Source organism: Marinobacter alexandrii (assembly GCF_005871205.1).
Lineage (GTDB): Bacteria > Pseudomonadota > Gammaproteobacteria > Pseudomonadales > Oleiphilaceae > Marinobacter > Marinobacter alexandrii.
Genome location: NZ_SWKM01000012.1, coordinates 572344 through 592823 on the forward strand (window position 1 = coordinate 572344; position 20480 = coordinate 592823).

17 protein-coding genes are annotated in these 20480 nt (G+C 55.1%); 11 read left to right on the top strand and 6 right to left on the bottom strand.

Translation table 11 applies throughout. The annotated features are described in order from the left end of the window. Positions 1 to 35 precede the first annotated feature (35 nt). The 6 genes from FCS96_RS09585 (at position 36) to FCS96_RS09620 (ending at position 5561) form a co-directional block, all read left to right on the top strand. Positions 36 to 533, top strand: coding sequence for a TRAP transporter small permease (locus tag FCS96_RS09585; RefSeq protein ID WP_212747067.1), 498 nt, complete (start codon positions 36 to 38; stop codon positions 531 to 533). Beyond that, the gene (locus FCS96_RS09590) at positions 530 to 1822 is read left to right on the top strand and encodes a TRAP transporter large permease (protein ID WP_138440126.1); all 1293 of its coding nucleotides are present in this window, start codon (positions 530 to 532) and stop codon (positions 1820 to 1822) included. Before FCS96_RS09585 ends, FCS96_RS09590 begins: the two co-directional genes overlap by 4 nt. 209 nt (positions 1823 to 2031) lie before the next feature. Continuing rightward, on the top strand, positions 2032 to 3105 hold the full coding sequence (locus FCS96_RS09595) for a porin (protein WP_138440127.1): 1074 nt from the start codon (positions 2032 to 2034) through the stop codon (positions 3103 to 3105). A gap of 359 nt (positions 3106 to 3464) precedes the next feature. Beyond that, positions 3465 to 3761, top strand: a complete 297-nt coding sequence (locus tag FCS96_RS09605; RefSeq protein ID WP_266094459.1) for a benzoate/H(+) symporter BenE family transporter — start codon at positions 3465 to 3467, stop codon at positions 3759 to 3761. Positions 3762 to 4360: 599 nt separating this feature from the next. Then, positions 4361 to 5278: a GGDEF domain-containing protein gene (locus tag FCS96_RS09615; RefSeq protein WP_171040719.1), complete on the top strand. Its 918-nt coding sequence runs from the start codon at positions 4361 to 4363 to the stop codon at positions 5276 to 5278. A 13-nt stretch (positions 5279 to 5291) separates the two neighbouring features. Next, positions 5292 to 5561 (top strand): hypothetical protein, encoded by a 270-nt coding sequence (locus tag FCS96_RS09620; RefSeq protein WP_138440131.1) that lies wholly within the window; start codon positions 5292 to 5294, stop codon positions 5559 to 5561. Positions 5562 to 5646: 85 nt separating this feature from the next. Here the strand turns inward: FCS96_RS09620 and FCS96_RS09625 are convergent, their stop codons facing one another. Beyond that, the gene (locus FCS96_RS09625) at positions 5647 to 6750 is read right to left on the bottom strand and encodes a substrate-binding domain-containing protein (protein ID WP_228264064.1); all 1104 of its coding nucleotides are present in this window, start codon (positions 6748 to 6750) and stop codon (positions 5647 to 5649) included. A gap of 135 nt (positions 6751 to 6885) precedes the next feature. On the opposite strand from FCS96_RS09625, the gene FCS96_RS09630 reads away from it, so the two are divergent. From FCS96_RS09630 to FCS96_RS09650, 5 genes are read left to right on the top strand one after another with little or no spacing between them, the layout of a single operon-like run. Beyond that, complete coding sequence (locus FCS96_RS09630) at positions 6886 to 7362, top strand: formate dehydrogenase subunit gamma (RefSeq protein WP_138440133.1); 477 nt, start codon at positions 6886 to 6888, stop codon at positions 7360 to 7362. A gap of 2 nt (positions 7363 to 7364) precedes the next feature. Continuing rightward, positions 7365 to 8903: a formate dehydrogenase beta subunit gene (locus tag FCS96_RS09635; protein ID WP_138440134.1), complete on the top strand. Its 1539-nt coding sequence runs from the start codon at positions 7365 to 7367 to the stop codon at positions 8901 to 8903. 24 nt (positions 8904 to 8927) lie between these two features. Further along, positions 8928 to 11828, top strand: coding sequence for a formate dehydrogenase subunit alpha (gene fdhF, locus FCS96_RS09640; RefSeq protein WP_138440135.1), 2901 nt, complete (start codon positions 8928 to 8930; stop codon positions 11826 to 11828). Then, a complete protein-coding gene (fdhD, locus tag FCS96_RS09645) occupies positions 11809 to 12663 on the top strand; it encodes a formate dehydrogenase accessory sulfurtransferase FdhD (RefSeq protein ID WP_138440136.1) in 855 nt (284 codons plus the stop codon). The genes fdhF and fdhD overlap by 20 nt, the downstream gene beginning before the upstream one ends. Positions 12664 to 12696: 33 nt before the next feature. Further along, on the top strand, positions 12697 to 12909 hold the full coding sequence (locus FCS96_RS09650; RefSeq protein WP_041646015.1) for a formate dehydrogenase subunit delta: 213 nt from the start codon (positions 12697 to 12699) through the stop codon (positions 12907 to 12909). A gap of 115 nt (positions 12910 to 13024) precedes the next feature. Here FCS96_RS09650 and FCS96_RS09655 read toward each other — a convergent pair whose 3' ends face one another. The 5 genes from FCS96_RS09655 to FCS96_RS09675 all read right to left on the bottom strand — a co-directional run bounded on the left by FCS96_RS09655 (position 13025) and on the right by FCS96_RS09675 (position 20480). Beyond that, on the bottom strand, positions 13025 to 14677 hold the full coding sequence (locus tag FCS96_RS09655; RefSeq protein WP_138440137.1) for an electron transfer flavoprotein-ubiquinone oxidoreductase: 1653 nt from the start codon (positions 14675 to 14677) through the stop codon (positions 13025 to 13027). A gap of 80 nt (positions 14678 to 14757) precedes the next feature. Continuing rightward, entirely contained in the window at positions 14758 to 16746 is a 1989-nt protein-coding gene (locus FCS96_RS09660) for an acetoacetate--CoA ligase (RefSeq protein ID WP_138440138.1), read from the bottom strand. 16 nt (positions 16747 to 16762) lie between these two features. Beyond that, on the bottom strand, positions 16763 to 17674 hold the full coding sequence (locus tag FCS96_RS09665) for a hydroxymethylglutaryl-CoA lyase (RefSeq protein ID WP_138440139.1): 912 nt from the start codon (positions 17672 to 17674) through the stop codon (positions 16763 to 16765). Then, positions 17674 to 19671: an acetyl/propionyl/methylcrotonyl-CoA carboxylase subunit alpha gene (locus FCS96_RS09670; protein ID WP_138440140.1), complete on the bottom strand. Its 1998-nt coding sequence runs from the start codon at positions 19669 to 19671 to the stop codon at positions 17674 to 17676. The genes FCS96_RS09665 and FCS96_RS09670 overlap by 1 nt, the downstream gene beginning before the upstream one ends. A 2-nt stretch (positions 19672 to 19673) precedes the next feature. After that, on the bottom strand, positions 19674 to 20480 hold the full coding sequence (locus FCS96_RS09675; protein WP_138440141.1) for an enoyl-CoA hydratase-related protein: 807 nt from the start codon (positions 20478 to 20480) through the stop codon (positions 19674 to 19676).

A 20480-nucleotide genomic window follows, 5' to 3' on the forward strand; every position in this document is an offset into this window, starting at 1 on the left:
TCAATTGCCGGTTCACAATGTTCGCGAAAGCTAGCATGGATTTTGAGATGTCTCTTACATTCAGTTTAATTAGACGGCTTGTTGAGAAAGCACTGATTGTGACGCTGCTTGCAATGGTAATACTCACTTTTTCCGATGTGCTTGGTCGTCATTTGTTTAACGCACCCATTTACGGTGCGCACGATGTCACAGAACATCTGATGGCAATAATCGTTTTCTGTGGCTTGCCCTTGTTGACTTCCTCTCGTGGGCATTTGGCAGTTGATCTTTTTGACCGATTCATTATGTCCGATCGAATGCAGTGGTTCCGGTTTTTAACGAACCTTCTCATCGCAGGGATTCTTCTGCTTATGAGTTATCAATTTATGATTTCGGCAATTGACGCGGTTGAGATAAAGGAAGTGAGTCAAGAACTCCATGTGCCAAGAAGCTATATGTATTCCTTTATTAGCATCAGCTGTCTCTTAAGCGCGATCGTTGCAATTCTGCCAGCTCAAAAAAGTAGCGGCGGCGAGTTGGAGGAGCCATTATGACCACCGGACTTATTGCCCTGGCAGCGGTTCTTGTTCTCGCTTTTCTGCGCGTTCCGCTTGCGTTCTCACTTCTGACTGTTTCGCTCGTTGGCATTGCTTCAATACTGGGCACGGACGCGTCGCTTACGATGCTTTCGATGACGATTTCCGAGGCAGTGTTCTCATACGAGTTGGCTGTGGTGCCTCTGTTTATTCTTATGGGCAACATATTGTCCAGAACCGGCATTTCCGCCGATCTTTTCAAAGCCGCCAATGCTTACTTGGGTCATGTTCGTGGTGGTCTTGCGCTGTCAACTATGGTCACGTGTTCCGGCTTTAGCGCCGTGTGCGGCTCCAGCCTTGCTACAGCCGCCACGATGTCGAAAGTTGCGTATCCCAGTATGAAGCGGTACGGGTATTCCGACTCCCTGGCGTCGGCCACAATAGCGGCAGGCGGTACCCTGGGAATCCTGATTCCTCCTTCCATCATTCTGATGATTTATGGAATCTTGACGCAAACCAACATAGGGCATCTATTCATTGCCGGGATTGTTCCGGGTGTGCTGGGATTGGTGTTTTATATGGCTGCAATATACGTAATTGCCAGAGTTAACCCCAATGCAGCCCCCAAGGGTGAAAAAACCTCCAATCGCGAACGGTTCAAAACCCTTAGCGGTGTTTGGCCGTTTTGTCTGCTGTTTCTGCTGATTATCGGTGGAATTTACGCAAAAATCTTTACCGCGACTGAAGCCGCCGGCATGGGGGCTGGCTTTGCCCTGATAATCGCTCTTGTCCAGGGGCGTATGTCGAAATCTGACTTCAAGAAAATCTTTCTCGATTCAGCTTTCACTTCAGTGATGTTGTATAGCGTTCTTTTTGGCGCGATGCTCTTTGCTAAGTTGATAGCTTTTTCGGGGTTAGGCGAGAGCCTCTTGTCGGCCGTTGAGCAGGCAGAGCTAACCAGCTACCAGCTTATTTTCGCCATTCTTTTGGTATTTCTTCTGCTTGGCTGTGTTATGGACTCACTTGCAATTATCTTGATTTGCGTGCCACTTTTTGCGCCAATCATAATTGCGAATGATTTTGACCTTATCTGGTTTGGTATTATCGTTGTTGTTGTTACGGAAATTGCGTTGATTACACCCCCTATCGGAATGAACGTATTCGTAATAAAAGCAACTCTTCCCCATGTGGCTTTTAAAGACATTTTTAAGGGGTTGATACCCTTTATTGGTGTTGACCTGGTTCGCCTTGTTCTTCTTATTGTATTTCCAGCATTAACGCTCCAAATGGTGCACTGGATGCAGTAGTTTTTTTCCAATTCCCGAAGTTTTTAAAGTCTTTGAGGATTTAAAGGGTGAAATGGCCTTAGAAATCCTCAGGGTTTAGTGCGGCCAAAATAAATCTCTCCGAAAAAGGGGGTTAACTTGTCGCATTAAGGTGCCTTATGGGCTAGTGCTATTGAAATAAACTCTTAAAACAAAACTAAGATCGGTGTTTAATCGTCCGGAGATTTAAAGTGAATAAAAAAACATATTTAGCTATCCTCCTTTCAAGTGCCGCTACCAGTGTGAGTGCAGTTGATCTTGGGGAAATTAACGGGACTCAATTTGATCTCGGTGGGTATGTGAAAGTTGAAGGTGTTCACAATATGCCAGATGTCGGGGACAACCAATTTTCAGGTAGTGCCCGTCAGTCCAGATTCAACCTCACTGCTCAGGGTGAGGAAAACGGTCACAAACTAAAGGGATTTATCGAGGCGGATTTCTGGGACAATGTAAATGACGGCTCGGATAGCACATTTGGTTTGCGTCTGCGTCATGCTTTTATCAGTGTAGATAACCTGACCTTCGGCCAAACATGGAACGGACAATTTTTTGCGACGGCGCCACTGGATGTTCGGATTATTAATTTCTGGGGCCCGGGAGCCGGGACTATCGCCGGTAACGGCGCAGTTGTCCGCCCCGAATTGGTGGTTCACTACGCGAAAAACGGGCTCCGGTTAACTTTGCAGGACCCCATTTATGACGACGCCGCCTATCCAGACATGATTGGATCCTATACGCTTCGCACGGATGGTGGGCATGCCTTCAGTCTTGCTGTCACGGGCCGGGAAGTCGGAACCTTGAATGGAGATTCCGAATTGGGCGCTGCTGTTTCTTTGGCAAGCAAGTTCAGTCTCGGTCAGACCGCTTTGTCGCTGACAGCTTACACCGGTGAGGGGCAGGCAGTTTACGCAGGTTGGGGGTTTAATGGCTCCAGAGGCGCGAGCACGTCTGATGTTAACTCTGCTGGAGAGCCCATCACCACTACCGGGCTGTCTGCGGGGGTAACGCATCAATTCACCAGTAAACTTCGGGGAACACTCAGATACGGCCAAGTCAAAGCGGAAGAGGTTGATGCTTCCGTGTCCGACGATACCTTCAAAATGGCCACAGCGAATCTGATCTACAGCTATACGCCCAGTCTTGATTTTGGCATCGAGTTACGTGATCAGAATGCTGCGACGCTGCCTTCTGCGGCAAACTTTGCGTCCAGTTCCGTACGGGACGAGGGGCGACAAGTGGAGATTATGGCGATGTACAAGTTCTGATGGTGCTTTGGTAAAGCAATAGGTTTTATTGGTTTCACGCAAGGCAGTCCCGGGCACTTAGGTGCCCGAGACTGCCTTTTAATTTACATAATGCCGTCTCAAGAAATGTTCTTTGTCGATTGGCTTACCCAACAGATACCCCTGAGCGATGTCGCATTTTCGCGACTTCCACCAGTTTAACTGGCCTTCGGTCTCTGCACCTTCTGCAGTCGGTTTCAGCTCCATGGCTTTTGCCAGTCAATTTTCACCCGTAATATGGATTCGGATCGGCGGCCATCGCCGTCATCAATGTTGTTCACAAAACTCTGATCGACTTCAAGGCCTGCTATTTACAGTCTCTGAAGAAATGCCATGGAATCCTGTTGTCGGTTTGGCTCAAGGCGCCGGTTGTGACTGCCTGGTCGGCACTCGGCACGGCATTGTTGGTGACCTTGTTTCTGGAGCTTTCCCTGAACGAAGCAGTGGGTGCCTACATGGCCGCTGCTGTCATCATGTTCATTATGGGAGTTTCGGGCACGTTCGATGCTTTTGTAAGGGGTATCTTCAAAGGCGCTGCCGCCCTGAGCCTGGCCATCCCCCTGGTGCTGATCAACCTGACGGGGGCAGTTCCGCCAGGCATGGCGATTCTTCCGGCGTGCTACTGCTCAGTGGGGTAAGTCCAATCATAGGTCAGGAGTGTCTAGTGGACCGGAGTAAGTCCAGGTTTAGATACGCCAAAATAAAAAAGCCCGCGTTTTCACGCAGGCCTTTGAAAATAATGGCCCGCCCGAGAGGATTCGAACCTCTGACCTCTGCCTCCGGAGTGCAGCCTACCATGGTGTTTTAACTGGGGGTTAATCGATGTAAAGTGAGGCGGTTCAAGCGGTTACGTTTCAAGTTCGGCCTTTTGAAAAACCCTTTTAATACCGATATTTACACGATTTAGGCCGAATCCGGGCACAGGGTTGTCTGGTTGAGATTGCCAAAAAACTACCAAAACGACCGCTGCCCTGTACCCTTGATTTCGTACTTTACTCGCCCAGTTTTACTTAAACAACTACCTGAATTTTGTCCGGTTGCAGCTGCGTTGAATTGGACATAGTTCAGCCAATTTGGACTTACATCCTAGGAGCAAAAACGAATACTACTCGTAAATTCCTGTCAAACATGGTCAATGATTGACCATGTTTTGGGCTGAAGCCTATATAATCGCCGCTTCTTTTCGTTCCCGTCGTCTTTGTTTCGTGCTGATTTCAGCACCTGTGAGTTCCAGTTCTTGAATCCTGACAACCTGCCTATTCTTTCCGATTACAAATGGTTTCTTAATACTCTTCCCGAAGCGGCCCTTGTCGTTGACGATCGCGGTGAAATCCTTATTGCTAATGAAATGGCCAGACGTGTGTTCAAATCCAGCGGTGATAGCTTCCACGCAAAGCATGTCTGGGAACTCATTCCAGTCGAAAAGCGGGAAGGTCACGATGATAAAATGGCGAGCTTTCATAAATCTCCAGAGAAGGAGTCACGGATCGCGAATTCTGCGTTGGAGGCTGTGCGAGGGGACGGGACACGCTTCGCCATCGTTATTATTCTGAGGCAGATTACGTTGGCATGCGGAAGTTACACCCTGGCGATTTGTCAGGATGTATCTGAGCAGCGTTACCTTGTGACCGGGTTACGGAATGAACTGGATCAGGAACGACTGCTTGCCCGGACAGACCCCCTTACGTCGATTGCTAACATTCGGAGCTTTCGGGCAGAGCTTGAGCGCTCCATCGAACGTCTTACTCGCTACGGTCGACATTTCACGCTAATCAGTATTGATCTGGACAACTTCAAGCCGATTAACGATGACTACGGTCATGCAGAGGGAGACAAAGTGCTCATAGACGTGGGGGATACTCTCAAGTCTGGCCTTCGTAGCGGCGACTTCCCGGCACGCATCGGTGGCGACGAATTTGCGGTGTTGCTTCCTGATACGGATTTCGACGCGGCCAGGAAGTTTATCCCGCGCCTGGTCGAGACCCTGGAGAACAAGATGAAGAAGAATGACTGGCCGGTGACGTTTTCACTTGGCGTGGTGACCTTCAATGAAACACCCGGTCGAGTCGATAAAGCCCTGATGGTGGCTGATGAAACCATGTACCTCGCGAAACGGTCTGGCAAGAACAGAGCCGCAATGCGCACTTTTCAGTAAGGCCTCCAGTCAGTTGAGCCAGAAAAAGCCGGTAGAGATGAACGCCAGTGTGGCATCTGCAACAGAGGAACAAACCGAAGTGGTTGAAAAGATCAACCAGAACATCACTCAAATTAATGATCTGGCCGGCCTGAGTGCCGATCGCTCCAGAGCTATTGATGGTATAAGCGACTCGCTTGAGAGGTATGCCAAGGAACTTGAAAATCAGACAGGAAAGTTCAATTTGGCAGTTCGGTTCTTGAGGATTAGGGGCGATGCTCGGCCCCATCCCACCATCTCTTAAATTTGATATTGCCCCGGGCTTCTTCAAATATTCGTGATCTTTTGCCGCTATGGTCTATCCGTCTGACCACGTCTGTATTCGGGCGTCAAGGGGCAACATGATTGCTCGGAACGTAACCTTGATTCTCGCTCAAGAGCTCATCGAAGGTTGTGATTTCTCCGGGCGAGTCGGGACAGTAGCCCGGTAGGTTTTCTACCGAATCCAAGACCGACTTTGATTGGATTAAGCCGATCAGATCTTGAACAGTCTCAAGTTTAAGATTCTCCTCTCGACATGCTAGAAGGTAGTGTTCTTCAGCAAGCTCTGAGAAAGAAAGTCCAAATTGATTCGCCGCAGCTTCCACTCCGAAACCAACATCTGCCATGCCAGCAGCTACACAGGCGGCAATGGCGGTGTGAGTGTATTCATAATGCGATGTGCAGTTCACTGCACCTAGGGTCAGCTTCTCTCGCTCCATAAGTAAGTCGAATAGGATGCGCGTCCCAGAATGCGTATCGCGACGAATGAACAGTGCATTAGACTCCGTTAGCTCTTTAAGAGACTTTAAGGGGCCGATGCTCGGTTTCATCATTAAGCCTTCCTTACGCTTAACAAACCGAATCAATTTCAATTGAGCCCTGTTTAACTCGCTCTCATAGTGATCTAGAACACGCTTGGCCAGAAATGGGCACGTTGGGAAGTGGAAACTTGAGATATCGCATCGACCATTCAACAAGTCAAGCAGTGCTTCCTGAGGGTTTCGGTATTGGAGGTTAATTTCAACTTGGTCATTGTGTTGAGGTAGCAGTGATATGGCATAGCCGTGACTGGCATTAATCCGAAGTACTGCATTGCGCCCAGCCACCACTTTTTGAATCTCATCATTAATTTCTGAAGCCATGCTGTCGAGCTGAGGGCCAAGCCGCGCTCTAACTCTTTGTTCGGCCAGTAACACCCGTTCCCCAAGATCCGATAATCGAGTCCCCCTGCCTCTTTGCCGTACTACGATGGGAAACTCCAAAGCTTCGCCTAATTGGTGCAGCAGGTTCCAGGCATGGCGATATGATATCCCTGCAAATTTTGCGGCTTCAGTTAGCTTTTCTGTCTCCCGAACCGCTTGTAGGAGAGGAAATATCGCAGGGTCGAGTTGGCTGGCATGAGTTGTATGGATAGCCCACGCTGGGAAAACAGAAAGTTTAGGTATAGCCATGCATATTTGGCTTCTTTTTAATGAGTGATAAGGTTCTTTTGTTGCATTTAATACTACTAAATAAGAACAGGTGTGCATATATGCGGTGCGAATTTTAACTCCATCGCCTTAGGCATAGCGAGAGAGATGTCAGTCATGATCGAGCGGATAGTTGAAGGCTTGAAACATAAGCCCGGGGCACTTTTGCCTATTCTCCACTCTGTGCAGGATCATTTTGGGTATATCCCGGAGAGTTCTGTCCCAATTATCGCAGAGAAGCTTCAGTTGAGCCGGGCTGAAGTGCATGGGGTTATCAGCTTCTATCACCACTTCCGGAGCCATCCGGTAGGTTGCAGAGTGGTTCATGTTTGCCGCGCGGAAGCATGTCAGGCCATGGGGGGGCGAACACTTGAAGAGCATGTCAAAGCCCGCTTGGGAGTGGACTATCACGGTACATCTTCGGACAACGAGTTTACCCTCGAACCGGTTTATTGCTTGGGTAACTGCGCTTGCGCACCTTCGATCCGTGTTAACGATGACATTCATGGTCGGGTAACCCCGCAGAAGTTTGATCGCCTGGTGGACGAGCTCACCACCACTGCACTGGATTTTGTGCAAGCGAAGGGGCATTGATTATGTTGAAAAGAATCTACGTGCCCTGTGATACCACTGCATTGTCGATGGGCGCGGACAAGGTGGCAAAGTTAATAGAGCGTCATGCCAATGCCCGTGGCCTTGAGATCGAGTTGGTGCGCAACGGTTCCCGCGGACTGTTCTGGCTGGAGCCGTTGGTAGAAGTTGAAACCGATTCGGGCCGCATTGGTTTCGGCCCGGTAGAGGCGCATGACGTTGATGCGCTTGTCGATGCCGGTTTGTTCGAAGGAAAGTCTGACCATCCGCTATGCCTTGGCATGGTGGAAGACATTTCTTACCTCAAGCTCCAGCAGAGGCTGACATTCTCCCGCATTGGCATCACGGATCCGCTGTCGATTGCAGACTACCGGTCCCACGGCGGATTCGTCGGTCTGGAGCAGGCCGTCTCCCTGTCGCCTCAGGCAATTGTAGATGAAGTGAAGGCTTCCGGTCTGCGCGGTCGCGGTGGCGCTGCTTTTCCTACCGGCATCAAGTGGCAGACCGTACACGATGAGCCCTGGCAGCAACAGAAGTACATTGTCTGCAACGCCGACGAGGGAGATTCCGGAACCTTTGCAGACCGGCTTGCCATGGAATGCGACCCCTACATGCTGATTGAAGGCATGACCATCGCCGGGCTGGCAGTGGGGGCGACACAGGGATTCATTTATCTGCGTTCGGAATATCCTGTGGCTCACCGTATTCTGAATGAAGCGATCAGTCGTGCCGAAGCCGAAGGTTATCTGGGCCGGGATGTCAGAGGTAGCGGTCGTGCCTTCCACCTGGAAGTGCGGCTAGCGGCGGGCGCCTACATCTGCGGTGAGGAAACCTCGCTTCTGGAAAGTCTGGAAGGCAAACGCGGCCTGGTTCGCGCAAAGCCGCCCCTGCCTGCGATCAAAGGGCTATTCGGCCAGCCTACAGTAGTCAATAACGTACTGTCGTTCGCCGCTGTGCCATTCATTCTTGTAAAAGGCGGCCAGACCTACGCTGATTACGGAATGGGTAAGTCCCGGGGTACGCTGCCCATCCAGTTGGCGGGCAACATTCGAAGGGGCGGTCTGATCGAACTTGCATTCGGGGTCAGCCTGAGAGAGATCCTGGAAGACTTCGGTGGTGGCACTTTCACTGGCCGCCCCATGAAAGCGGTTCAGGTGGGCGGCCCGCTGATGGCCTACATGCCGCAAAACCAGTGGGATACGCCGATGGATTACGAAGCCTTTGCCCAACTTGGCGCAGGCATCGGCCATGGCGGCGTGGTGGTCTTTGATGACACGGTGGATATGGGCGAGCAGGCTCGGTTCGCCATGGAGTTCTGCACCGTGGAGTCCTGCGGAAAGTGCACACCCTGTCGGATCGGTTCAGTGCGTGGTCTCGAAGTGATCGACCGAATTCGTGCTGGCGAGAGCCCGGAGGCCAACCTGGTTCTGCTGGAGGAGCTGTGCGAGACCATGGTGGATGGTTCCCTATGTGCCATGGGCGGTATGACCCCATTCCCTGTACAGAGTGTGATGAAATATTTTCCGGACGACCTGACGGCCTGACCAACGCGAGTGGAGGCAATAACAATGCTGCAATATTTTGATCCCGACACGAGCGGCCTGAATCCCAATATCGACTATGGTACGCCGCCCAGTAATTCAGAAACTCTAGTCAGCCTCTCCATAGACGGCACCGATATCGCCGTGCCAGAAGGAACCTCGGTACTGCGGGCAGCCACCCTGGCGGGTATCAATATTCCCAAGCTGTGTGCATCGGACAACCTGGAAGCCTTCGGTTCCTGTCGCATGTGCGCGGTGGAGATCGAGGGCCGACGCGGCTATCCGGCCTCCTGTACCACTCCGGTGTCCGAAGGCATGACTGTCACCACTCAGAACGCCAAGCTGGCGAAGCTCCGGCGCAACATCATGGAGCTGTATATTTCAGACCACCCGTTGGACTGCTTGACCTGTCCGGCCAATGGCAATTGCGAACTGCAGGACGTGGCCGGCGCCGTGGGGCTTCGGGAAGTCCGTTATGGATTTGAGGGTGAGAACCATCTCGATGCGGAGGTGGACGACTCCAACCCCTATTTCAGCTTCGACCCCAGTAAGTGCATTGTCTGCTCCCGTTGCATACGCGCCTGTGAGGAAGTGCAGGGCACTTTTGCCCTGACCATCGACGGCCGTGGTTTCGACTCCAAGGTGTCTGCCGGACAGAACGATCCGTTCATGGATTCCGAGTGCGTCTCGTGCGGTGCCTGCGTGCAGGCCTGCCCCACCTCCACATTAATGGAAAAGAGCGTGATCGACGCTGGCCAGCCAGAGCACAGTGTGGTCACTACTTGCGCATACTGCGGTGTGGGCTGCTCGTTCAAGGCAGAAATGAAAGGTGACCAATTGGTGCGCATGGTTCCCTACAAGGGTGGCGATGCCAACCAAGGTCATTCCTGCGTGAAGGGGCGTTTTGCGTTCGGCTATACCACTCACAAGGACCGGATCAAGGAGCCAATGATCCGGGAGTCGATCGACGACCCCTGGCAAGTTGTGACTTGGGAAGAGGCCATTGAGTTTTCTGCCAAGAAGCTCAAAGACACCCAGGCAAGATACGGTCGGGAAAGCATCGGCGGTATTACGTCTTCCCGCTGTACCAATGAGGAAACCTATCTGGTGCAGAAGCTGATTCGCGCGGCGTTCGGCAACAACAACACAGACACCTGTGCACGTGTCTGTCATTCCCCCACCGGCTTTGGTCTGAAGACCACCATGGGCGAATCCGCGGGAACACAGACCTTTGATTCCGTTATGAAGGCCGACACCATAGTGGTGATCGGTGCCAACCCTACCGATGCCCACCCGGTGTTTGCCTCCCAGATGCGCAAGCGTCTTCGCCAGGGCGCAAAACTGATCGTGATTGATCCGCGCCGCATCGATCTGCTGAAAACGCCCCATGGCACTGAAGGCATTCACCTGCCGTTACGTCCGGGTACCAACGTAGCGATGATCAACTCGCTGGCCCATGTGATTGTGACCGAGGGGCTGGAAGACAAAGGGTTCATCGAAAGCCGGTGTGAGCTCAAACAATACAACCAGTGGCGGGATTTCATTGCCGAGGAACGCCATTCTCCGGAAGCCCTGGAGGTGGTCACCGGTGTGTCTGCCGACTTGGTGCGTCAGGCCGCGCGGGCGTATGGCGAAGCGGATAATGGAGCCATCTACTATGGCCTGGGTGTCACAGAGCACAGCCAGGGCTCCACCATGGTGATGGGTATCGCCAACCTGGCAATGGCCACCGGTAACATTGGCCGTGAAGGTGTGGGGGTGAACCCGCTGCGGGGACAAAACAACGTTCAGGGCTCCTGCGACATGGGCTCCTTCCCTCACGAACTGCCCGGCTACCAGCATGTGGGCGATTCGGCGGTACGGACCAAGTTCCAGGATGCATGGAATGTGGTCATAGACAACGAGCCGGGCCTGCGAATTCCCAACATGTTTGATGCCGCCATTGCCGGCAGTTTCAAGGCCATGTATGTGCAGGGCGAGGATATTGCCCAGTCCGATCCCAACACCCAGCATGTGGAGGCGGCACTCAGTTCGCTGGATTGTCTGATTGTGCAGGATATCTTCCTGAACGAAACCGCCAAGTACGCTCATGTGTTGCTGCCGGGCTCCACTTTCCTCGAAAAGAACGGCACCTTCACCAACGCCGAGCGACGGATTAACCGGGTGCGCAAGGTGATGGCGCCAGTGGCCGGGATGGAAGACTGGGAAGTCACCATGGCGTTGTCCAATGCGTTGGGATATCCGATGCATTACAACCATCCGTCCGAGATTATGGACGAGATTGCTCGGCTGACGCCGACCTTCACAGGAGTCAGTTACGACAGGCTGGACGATCTTGGTAGTATCCAGTGGCCTTGTAACGACGAGCACCCTGATGGAACCCCTACCATGCACACCCTCGACTTCCCGATCGGCAAGGGCAAATTTGCGGTCACCGAGTATGTTGCTACCGAGGAAAAAACTAATCGTAAGTTCCCGCTGTTGCTTACGACCGGACGTATCCTGAGTCAGTACAACGTGGGCGCACAAACCCGGCGGACTGAAAATAGCCAGTGGCACAGCGAGGACGTTCTGGAAATCCACCCCAGTGACGCCGAACTGCGCGGTGTTCGAGAAGGCGACTGGCTAGGCGTTTCAAGTCGCGTAGGGCAGACGGTTTTGCGGGCGCGAATAAGTGACCGCATGCTGCCCGGGGTAGTCTGGACCACCTTCCACCATCCGGGCAGCGGTGCCAATGTTATTACCACTGATAGTTCGGACTGGGCCACCAATTGCCCTGAGTACAAGGTCACGGCGGTGCAGGTAGAGAAGGTTAGTCAGCCATCCGCGTGGCAGCGGCACTTTGCGCAGTTCGACGAGCGCCAGCATCAGTTATTGGATTCAAAGGCAGGCGAAGAGGAGCGCTCCGATGTCGCTTCCTTTGAGTAAGGTTGAGGATGCGGTGATGGAGCCTGGGACACAGGAGCAAGCTCTTCCTTCGACCGTATTCGAAACGACGGTCGATGTTTGCGGCGGGATTGAGGGCACTCCGCACAGTGATCAGGTTGCAGAAGAGGTTCCGGTAGCTATGGTCTACAATGGCATCTCTCACGCTGTGATGATGGCTTCGCCCTCCGACCTGGAAGATTTTGGTCTTGGGTTCAGCTTAAGCGAGGGGATTATTGATTGCCCGGAGCAACTCTTCCAGCTTGACGTGGGGGTTGGTAAACAGGGCATCACCTTGGAGATGCATGTCGCAGGCGAGTGTTTTGCACGATTGAAGGAGCAGCGCCGAAACATGGCCGGTCGAACAGGCTGCGGGCTGTGTGGCACCGAGAGTCTCTCTCAAGCGGTTCGTCCTATTCAAGAGGTGCCCAATCATACTTCTCCCCACAATCGATCTGTTCAGGTTGCCCTTCATGGACTACGGCAGCATCAACCCCTGCAGTCTGAAACCGGGGCTACCCATGGGGCTGCCTGGTGTGACAGCGAGGGCATGATTCAGACGATCCGGGAAGATATCGGTCGGCATAATGCTCTGGACAAGCTCATTGGTGCGCGGATTGCTCGGTATGGCCCCAACGCTTTCAACGACGGCTTCGCGCTCATCTCAAGTCGGGCCAGTTTCGAAATGGTCCAGAAAAGCGCGAGCGTAGGCATTCGCTGTCTGGTTGCTGTTTCGGCAGCCACGGCACTGGCAATTCGCCGGGCCGAAGAAGCCGGAATGACTCTGATCGGCTTTGCAAGACCGGGAAGGCACGTTATTTATACGCGCAAGCATTGAGTAGAATTTGGCAATTTATTGGGGTAAATAAATGTGAGCAGTGATCAAACGACACATTTAGTTAAGATGGTTAATCAAATCAGCATTAATGCGCCAACGCAGTGTCGTGAAGAGGCGATTCAATTTGTTGCACAACATCTTACTAAGTTCTGGGCCAGGGAAATGAAGCGCCAGATAAAGGAATACGCAATCTCTGACGGAGAGGCCTTGTCACCAATTTCTTTGCAAGCGGTTAAGATGCTCTGATTCTCTAGGATCGCTTGATTGAATCAAAATGGACACACAGTAGGAAGTCACGGAGGCTTATGGAGCCTCCTTTGAAAAGGGTAATTACAAGCTATATCTCACGGTTTGGTGTCGCCTACATATTCGGATAATTCGGGCCACCGCCCCCTTCCGGAGTAACCCAGTTAATGTTCTGGGCAGGATCCTTGATATCACAGGTCTTGCAGTGAACACAGTTCTGAGCGTTGATTTGGAAGCGCTTACCGCTGCCATCATCTTTCTCGACAACTTCGTACACACCGGCCGGGCAGTAACGCTGCGCAGGCTCGTCGTATTTCGGCAGGTTATCGCGAATCGGCAGTTCCGGATCCGTCAGCTTCAGGTGTACCGGCTGATCTTCCTCATGGTTGGTGTTGGAGATAAACACCGAGGACAGACGGTCGAAGGTCAGGGTGTTATCCGGCTTGGGATAGTTCACCTTCTTGCACTCGGCCGCCGGCTTCAGGGTGGCGTAGTCCGGAGTGGTATCGTGGAAGGTGATCGGAAGGCTGCCACGCAGGATGTTCTGCTCGAAGAAGGCGATGGCACCGCCAACCACATTGCCAAACTTGTGCATGGCCGGGCCAAAGTTGCGCTCCGCGTAGAGTTCCTTGAACAGCCAGCTGTCTTCGAACTTCTTCTGGAAGCTGGTGATTTCCTCACCGCTCTTGCCGTCCTTCAGCGCCTCAAAAACCGCCTCAGCGCCCAGCATGCCGGACTTCATGGCCGTGTGGGAGCCCTTGATCTTGGAGCCATTCAGAGTGCCGGCATCACAGCCGAGCAGCAGGCCACCCGGGAAGCTCATCTTCGGCAGTGCGTTGTAGCCGCCTTTGGTGATTGCACGTGCACCATAGGAAACACGCTTGCCACCTTCGAGGTGTTTCTTGATCTCGGGATGCAGCTTCAGACGCTGGAATTCATCGAACGGGCTCAGGTGCGGGTTGCTGTAGGAAAGGTCGGTGATCAGACCCACGTAGACCTGGCCGTTTTCCAGGTGATACAGGAAAGACCCGCCGGTGGAACCGGTTTCCTTCAGCGGCCAACCAGTGGTGTGAACCACCAGGCCCGGTTCGTGTTTGGCCGGATCGATGTCCCACAGCTCTTTGATGCCGATGCCGTAGTGTTGCGGATCCTTGCCTTCATCCAGCTTGAAGTCATTGACCAGGCGCTTGCCCAGGTGACCACGGCAGCCTTCGGTAAACATGGTGTACTTGGCGCGCAGTTCCATGCCCGGCATGTAGCCGTCTTTTTCGGAACCGTCACGGGCAACGCCCATATCGCCGGTGATAATGCCTTTAACCTGACCGTCTTCAACGATGGTCTCGGCGGCGGCAAAACCGGGATAGACCTCAACGCCCAGACCTTCTGCCTGCTCGGCGAGCCAGCGGCACAGGTTACCCAGGCTGATAATGTAGTTGCCATGGTTGTGCATGTTCTTGGGCACAAACGCATTGGGGATCTTGGTGGCGCTTTCCTGGTTCTTCAGCAGGAAAATATCGTCGCGGGTAACCGGCGTGTTCAGCGGGGCGCCTTTCTCTTTCCAGTCCGGGAAGAGCTCGTTGAGGGCAGTGGGCTCGAATACGGTACCGGCCAGAATGTGAGCGCCGATCTCAGAACCTTTTTCTACCACGCATACGGTGAGTTCCTCGCCAGCTTCCTGCGCCAGCTGCATGACACGGCACGCTGCCGACAGGCCCGCCGGGCCGCCGCCGACGATCAGAACATCAAATTCCATCGATTCGCGTTCCACTATGCCCCTCCACAATTCAAGAAAGTTAATTTTAACCGGCTAATCGAAGTGTTGATTTTCACAGGTGTAGGCGCCTTTAATTACAGGAGGCCGACATCTGTTAGTGCTGCTGCGATCTCGTCCAGCGCCTCGGGGTTGCTCAGGGCATCGCGGTTATCCGACTTTTTGGAACCATTAATTAGCCTGGCGACGGCTAGCTCCACCTTCTTGCCGCTTCGGGTGTACGGAATATCGTTCACCTGCACGATGCGCTTGGGTACGTGCCGTGGACTGGCGCCCTCGCGGATTCGGCTCTTGAGTTGTTTAAGCAGATCGTTGGTGATTTCCTGGCCGGCGGCCGGGACCACCAGCAAAACCACTTCCACGTCGCCGTCGATCTGGCGACCGACCACAAGGCTGTCTTTGACCTCAGCCACGGTTTCGACCTGGCGGTAGATTTCCGCGGTACCGATTCGAACACCGCCGGGATTCAGGGTAGCGTCGGAGCGGCCGTAGATGATGGCGCCGCCGTGCTCGGTGAATTCGATGAAATCGCCGTGGGCCCAGACGCCGGGGAAGGTGTTGAAGTAAGCATCGCGGTAGCGCTCACCATCCGGGTCCTGCCAGAAGCTGACGGGCATGGATGGCAGGGGCTGACGGCAGACCAGTTCGCCGCGGCCTTCGCTGACCGGTTGGCCATCGTCGGCGTAAGCGACAGCATCAACACCCAGGAAACGGCACTGGATTTCGCCGCGACGAACAGGCAGCAGCGGGGTTGAGCCCACAAAACAACCACAGATATCAGTACCGCCGGCGATAGATCCGAGCAGGGCGCCTGGCGCACCGTCGCTGTAGACCCAATCGTAATCTTCCGGCAACAGCGGCGAACCGGTGGAGAACACCACCCGCAGTTTGCTCTGGTCCAGCGTTTTCGCGGGCGCCAGCTCGCCCTTCCGACAGCCGGCGATGAAGCGCGCACTGGTGCCGAAATGGGTGACCTTCTCTTCCGCCACAATGTCCCAGAGGAAGTTCAGGTTCGGATAGCCCGGGGAGCCGTCAACGGTGATCACTGCCGCGCCTGTCATCAGGGCGGAGGCTTGCCAGTTCCACATCATCCAGCCACAGGTGGTGAAGTACAGGAACCGGTCCTGCGTACCAACGTCGCCATGAAGCATCAATTCCTTGGCATGATTAACCAACAGTCCGGCGTTGCCGTGAACGATGCACTTGGGTTTGCCCGTGGTACCGGACGAATACAGGATATACACTGGGTGGTCCGGGGCAAGCGGCGTGAACGAAGGCGGCTTGCCCGCACCGGAGGCCAGTGCATCTTCCCAGGTGGTGACCAGATCACCAGGAATCGGGGCTTCGTCAGGCAGTTGCTGGACGCTGACAACGGTTTTCAGCGTAGGCAGGCCGGCGATTAGCTCGGCAAAATCCTGCTGGCGGGCGAACACCTTGCCACCGTATCCGTAACCGTTAACAACGATGAGCGCTGCGGGTTCAATCTGACCAAAACGATCGAGAATGGCGCCAACACCAAAATCGGGAGACGCGGAACTCCAGATGGCGCCGAGGCTGGTCGCTGCCAGCATACCAACCAGGGCTTCATAGCCGTTAGTGACCACACCAGCCACTCGATCGCCCTGTTGAATGCCTTTGCCACGCAGGAATGCTTCAAGGGCACCCGCGTCCGCCCTTAGCTCGGCGTAGGTGCGGCGGAGCACAGGGCGGGTTTCACAGTAGGCCACCACCGCCTCGCGATTGGCGTGCTCTCCCTGCGCCAAACGGAGCAGGTTGGCGGCAAAATTCAGCTTCATACCCGGGAACCATTCGGCGCCAGGCATTTCACGCTTGCCAAGGACTTTATCGGCCGGTGTGTCGCAGACCAGACCACAGTAATCCCAGACCTTTTGCCAGAAGGTCTCAAGCTCATCAATCGACCACTGGTGCAAAGCGTGGTAATCGGTAAAGGGACCTAGGCCCTGCTGCTCCAGCCAGGCCTTGAACTGGCCCATTCTGGAGTTCTTCAGGGTGTCTTCTGAGGGCGACCATAAAATATCAGGGCTGGGAGTGGTTTGGTTTTTCATGAGTCAAATCCTATTTTCATGAGCCGGCTTGACAGTCTGTTGTCTGACCGACTTTCGAACCGTTGTGACGGTTTAGCTGATTGCAGATCCAGTCGCCGGTCGCGACCAGTTTTTCCAGATCAACACCGGTTTCTATGCCCAAACCGTTAAGCAGATATAGCACGTCTTCGGTGGCGACGTTGCCCGAGGCGCCTTTGGCGTAGGGGCAGCCGCCGAGGCCGGCAACGGAGGCATCGATAACGCTGACGCCTTCTTCCAGTACGGCATAAAGGTTGGCCAGTGCCTGGCCATAGGTGTCGTGGAAATGGGCGGCCAGCTTTTCCATGGGCACGTGGGCGGCGACGGCTTCGAGCATGCGTTTGGCTTTCAGCGGCGTGCCGACGCCGATGGTGTCGCCCAGGGAGATTTCGTGGCAGCCCATGTCGTAAAGGGCTTTGGCCACGGTGGCCACCTGCTCGGGTGCAATGTCGCCTTCGTACGGGCAACCCATCACGGTGGAAACGTAACCGCGCACGGGGATGCCGTGTTTGCGGGCTTCTTCCACCACCGGGGCGAAGCGCTCAAGGCTTTCGGCGATGGTGCAGTTGATGTTCTTTTTGGTGAAGGATTCGGACGCGGCGCCGAAGACGGCGACCTCGTCGGCCTTCGCCGCCAGTGCGCCTTCGAACCCTTTCAGGTTCGGGGTCAGGGCAGAGTAGCGAACGCCGGCCTTGCGGTTGATGCTGGCCATTACTTCGGCGGCATCGCCCATCTGTGGCACCCATTTCGGGGACACGAAGCTGGCGGCCTCGATGTGGCTCAGGCCGCTGTCTGCCAGGCGGTCGATCAGCCCGGTTTTGATGGCGGTGGCAATCACCGGGCCGGGCTCGTTCTGGAGTCCGTCCCGGGGGCTCATCTCAACCAGGCGAACCTGTTTGGGAAAGGCCATCAGCCTGCCTCCTCTTCTTCGTTCACTTCAATGGCAATCAGTTCGGCACCTTCGGACACCTGGTCGCCTTCTGCGAAGAAGATTTCGGTAACCACGCCGTCGGCCGGGGCCTTGATAGCGTGTTCCATCTTCATGGCTTCCATGATCACCAGGCTCTGGCCGGCGGTGACCTTGTCGCCCACCTTGGCCTGCACGGCCACGATGGCGCCGTTCATGGGTGCGGCCAGGCTGCCTTCGCCGGCCATTTCCTCGAAGCCGTAGCTTTCCTTGTACACGGTGCAGTTGAAGGTGTCGCCTTCGTAGAACAGCACCAGCTGGTCGTTGTGCAGGTTGCCGTGGATGCTGATGCGGTGGCCGTTGATGACGGCCTGCAGGTAGTCATCGTCCAGTCGGGCAGTAAGGTTGTATACGCTGTCGCCCACGAACACCTGATAGCGGTCGTCGCGTTCCAGCACCTTCAGGTCGTGAATCTCTTCACCCACCTGCAGCTGCAGTGGCTGGGCGAACTCGGAGTTCATGCGCCAGCTGTTCTGGCGGCCGAACGGCGACCAGGGGTCGGTGCTGACCACTTCCCGGGATTTGCGCTGTTCCAGAACAAAACCGGCGGCCAGTACCAGGGCCTTGTGGGTATCCAGCTTGGATTTCGGGAACAGCAGTTCCCGGTGATCCTCAATGAAGCCGGTGGTCAGTTCCGCTTCCCGGAAAGGTTGGGCGTCCGCCAGGGCGTGCAGGAACCGGATGTTGGTCTTCACGCCTGCAATGCGGTAGTGCTCCAGGGCCTGAACCATACGGTTGATGGCCTGGTCGCGGGTTTCGTCCCACACGATCAGTTTGGCGATCATGGGGTCGTAGTGGATGCTGATGTCGTCGCCCTCGGTCACGCCGGTGTCGACGCGCACATGGGCGCTTTCATCCGGAGTGCTCAGGTAGCGCAGGTTACCGGTGGCCGGCAGGAAGTCCTGGTCCGGGTCTTCGGCGTAGATCCGCGCTTCCAGAGCGTGGCCCCGGGTTTTCACCTGAGACTGTTCCAGCGGCAGGGCATCACCCCAGGCCACTTTCAGCTGCCATTCCACCAGATCCTGGCCGGTGACCATTTCGGTAACCGGATGCTCGACCTGAAGGCGGGTGTTCATCTCCATGAAGAAGAAGGAGCCGTCGACGTCGTACAGGAATTCAACGGTGCCGGCACCCACGTAGTTAATGGCCTGGGCGGCGCGCACGGCCGCCTCACCCATGGTCTTGCGGGTTTCTTCGCTCAGGCCCGGGGCCGGGGCTTCTTCCAGGACTTTCTGATGGCGGCGCTGCACGGAGCAATCACGCTCGGCCAGGTACACGCCCTTGCCTTCCTGGTCGCAGAAGACCTGAATCTCCACGTGCCGGGGCTGGGTCAGGTAACGTTCGATCAGCATGTCCGGGTTGCCGAACGCGTTCTGGGCTTCGCGCTTGGCCGCAGCCAGAGCATCGTCAAACTCGCCCATGTTGTTCACGACGCGCATGCCTTTGCCACCGCCGCCGGCAACAGCCTTGAGCAGCAAGGGGAAGCCGCATTTCTCGGCTTCGGCCCGCAAGGTTTCAACCGACTGGTCGTCGCCGTGGTAACCGGGCACCAGCGGCACGCCAGCCTTTTCCATGATGGCCTTGGCCGCGGACTTGGAGCCCATGGCAGCGATGGCCGAGGAGGGTGGGCCGATGAAGACAATGTTGTTGGCTTCACAGGATTCGGCGAACCCGGTGTTTTCCGAAAGGAAACCGTAACCCGGGTGGATGGCCTGGGCACCGCTCTTTTTGGCAATCTCGATGATCTTTTCGGCCCGCAGGTAGCTCTCGGAGCTGGGTGCAGGGCCGATGTGGAAGGCTTCGTCAGCCATGGCCACGTGCCGTGCATTGGCGTCGGCCTCGGAATAGACGGCGACAACGCGAATGCCCATGCGGTGGGCGGTTTGTATGATCCGGCAGGCGATTTCGCCCCGGTTGGCGATCAGTATCTTGCTGAACATTGTTATTCTTCCTCCGGAACCCAGTTGGCCTTGCGCTTGTTCAGGAAGGCGCTGAGCCCTTCCTGCCCTTCTTCACCCACCCGGATATCCGCGATGCGGTGTGCGGTGTCGTCAATCACGTCGTCGTTGATGGGCTTGTGGCTGACGGCGAATACCAGGTCCTTGGCGGCTTTCATGGCCTCGGGCCCGTTCATGGCCAGTTGCTGGAGCATCTCGTTGCAGCGGGCTTCCATGGCATCTACATCGTCACAGACGATGTGCACGAGGCCGTATTCCTGAGCCTGCTTGGCGGTGAATACTTCGGCGGAGATGAAGTACCGCCGGGCCTGGCGCTCGCCGATGGCGCGCACCACGTAGGGGCTGATCACGGCCGGAATCAGGCCGAGCTTCACTTCGCTGAGGCAGAAGCTGGATTTCTCGGTGGCGATTACGATGTCGCAGCAGGCGGCAAGGCCCACCGCGCCGCCGAAAGCAGCGCCCTGTACCAGGCCGATCACCGGCTTGGACAGGTGGTTGAGCACGTTCATCAGCCGCGCCAGTTCCCGCGAGTCGTCCAGGTTTTCCTGGCGGCTGTTGTCCGCCATGCGGCGCATCCAGCCCAGGTCCGCCCCGGCGGAGAAGTGTTTGCCTTCGGAGCGTAGGATGACAATCTTGGTGTTGTCGTCAGCGTCGACGTTCTCAAGCGCGGTAATCAGCTGCTGGATGATCACGTCGTCGAAGGCGTTGCGCTTGTCCGGGCGGTTGAGAACCACCTCGGCAATGCCGTCGGACCGGTGTCTGAGCAGGACTGCGGATTCGTTGTCTGTCAT

Excerpts from the sequence above, each read along its gene's own strand:
- FCS96_RS09585 (WP_212747067.1), top strand. The coding sequence starts at position 36 with ATGGATTTTGAGATGTCTCTTACATTCAGTTTAATTAGACGGCTTGTT.
- FCS96_RS09590 (WP_138440126.1), top strand. The coding sequence starts at position 530 with ATGACCACCGGACTTATTGCCCTGGCAGCGGTTCTTGTTCTCGCTTTT.
- FCS96_RS09625 (WP_228264064.1), bottom strand. The coding sequence starts at position 6,750 with ATGGCTATACCTAAACTTTCTGTTTTCCCAGCGTGGGCTATCCATACA.
- FCS96_RS09630 (WP_138440133.1), top strand. The coding sequence starts at position 6,886 with ATGATCGAGCGGATAGTTGAAGGCTTGAAACATAAGCCCGGGGCACTT.
- FCS96_RS09635 (WP_138440134.1), top strand. The coding sequence starts at position 7,365 with ATGTTGAAAAGAATCTACGTGCCCTGTGATACCACTGCATTGTCGATG.
- fdhF (WP_138440135.1), top strand. The coding sequence starts at position 8,928 with ATGCTGCAATATTTTGATCCCGACACGAGCGGCCTGAATCCCAATATC.
- fdhD (WP_138440136.1), top strand. The coding sequence starts at position 11,809 with ATGTCGCTTCCTTTGAGTAAGGTTGAGGATGCGGTGATGGAGCCTGGG.
- FCS96_RS09660 (WP_138440138.1), bottom strand. The coding sequence starts at position 16,746 with ATGAAAAACCAAACCACTCCCAGCCCTGATATTTTATGGTCGCCCTCA.
- FCS96_RS09665 (WP_138440139.1), bottom strand. The coding sequence starts at position 17,674 with ATGGCCTTTCCCAAACAGGTTCGCCTGGTTGAGATGAGCCCCCGGGAC.
- FCS96_RS09670 (WP_138440140.1), bottom strand. The coding sequence starts at position 19,671 with ATGTTCAGCAAGATACTGATCGCCAACCGGGGCGAAATCGCCTGCCGG.
- FCS96_RS09675 (WP_138440141.1), bottom strand. The coding sequence starts at position 20,480 with ATGACAGACAACGAATCCGCAGTCCTGCTCAGACACCGGTCCGACGGC.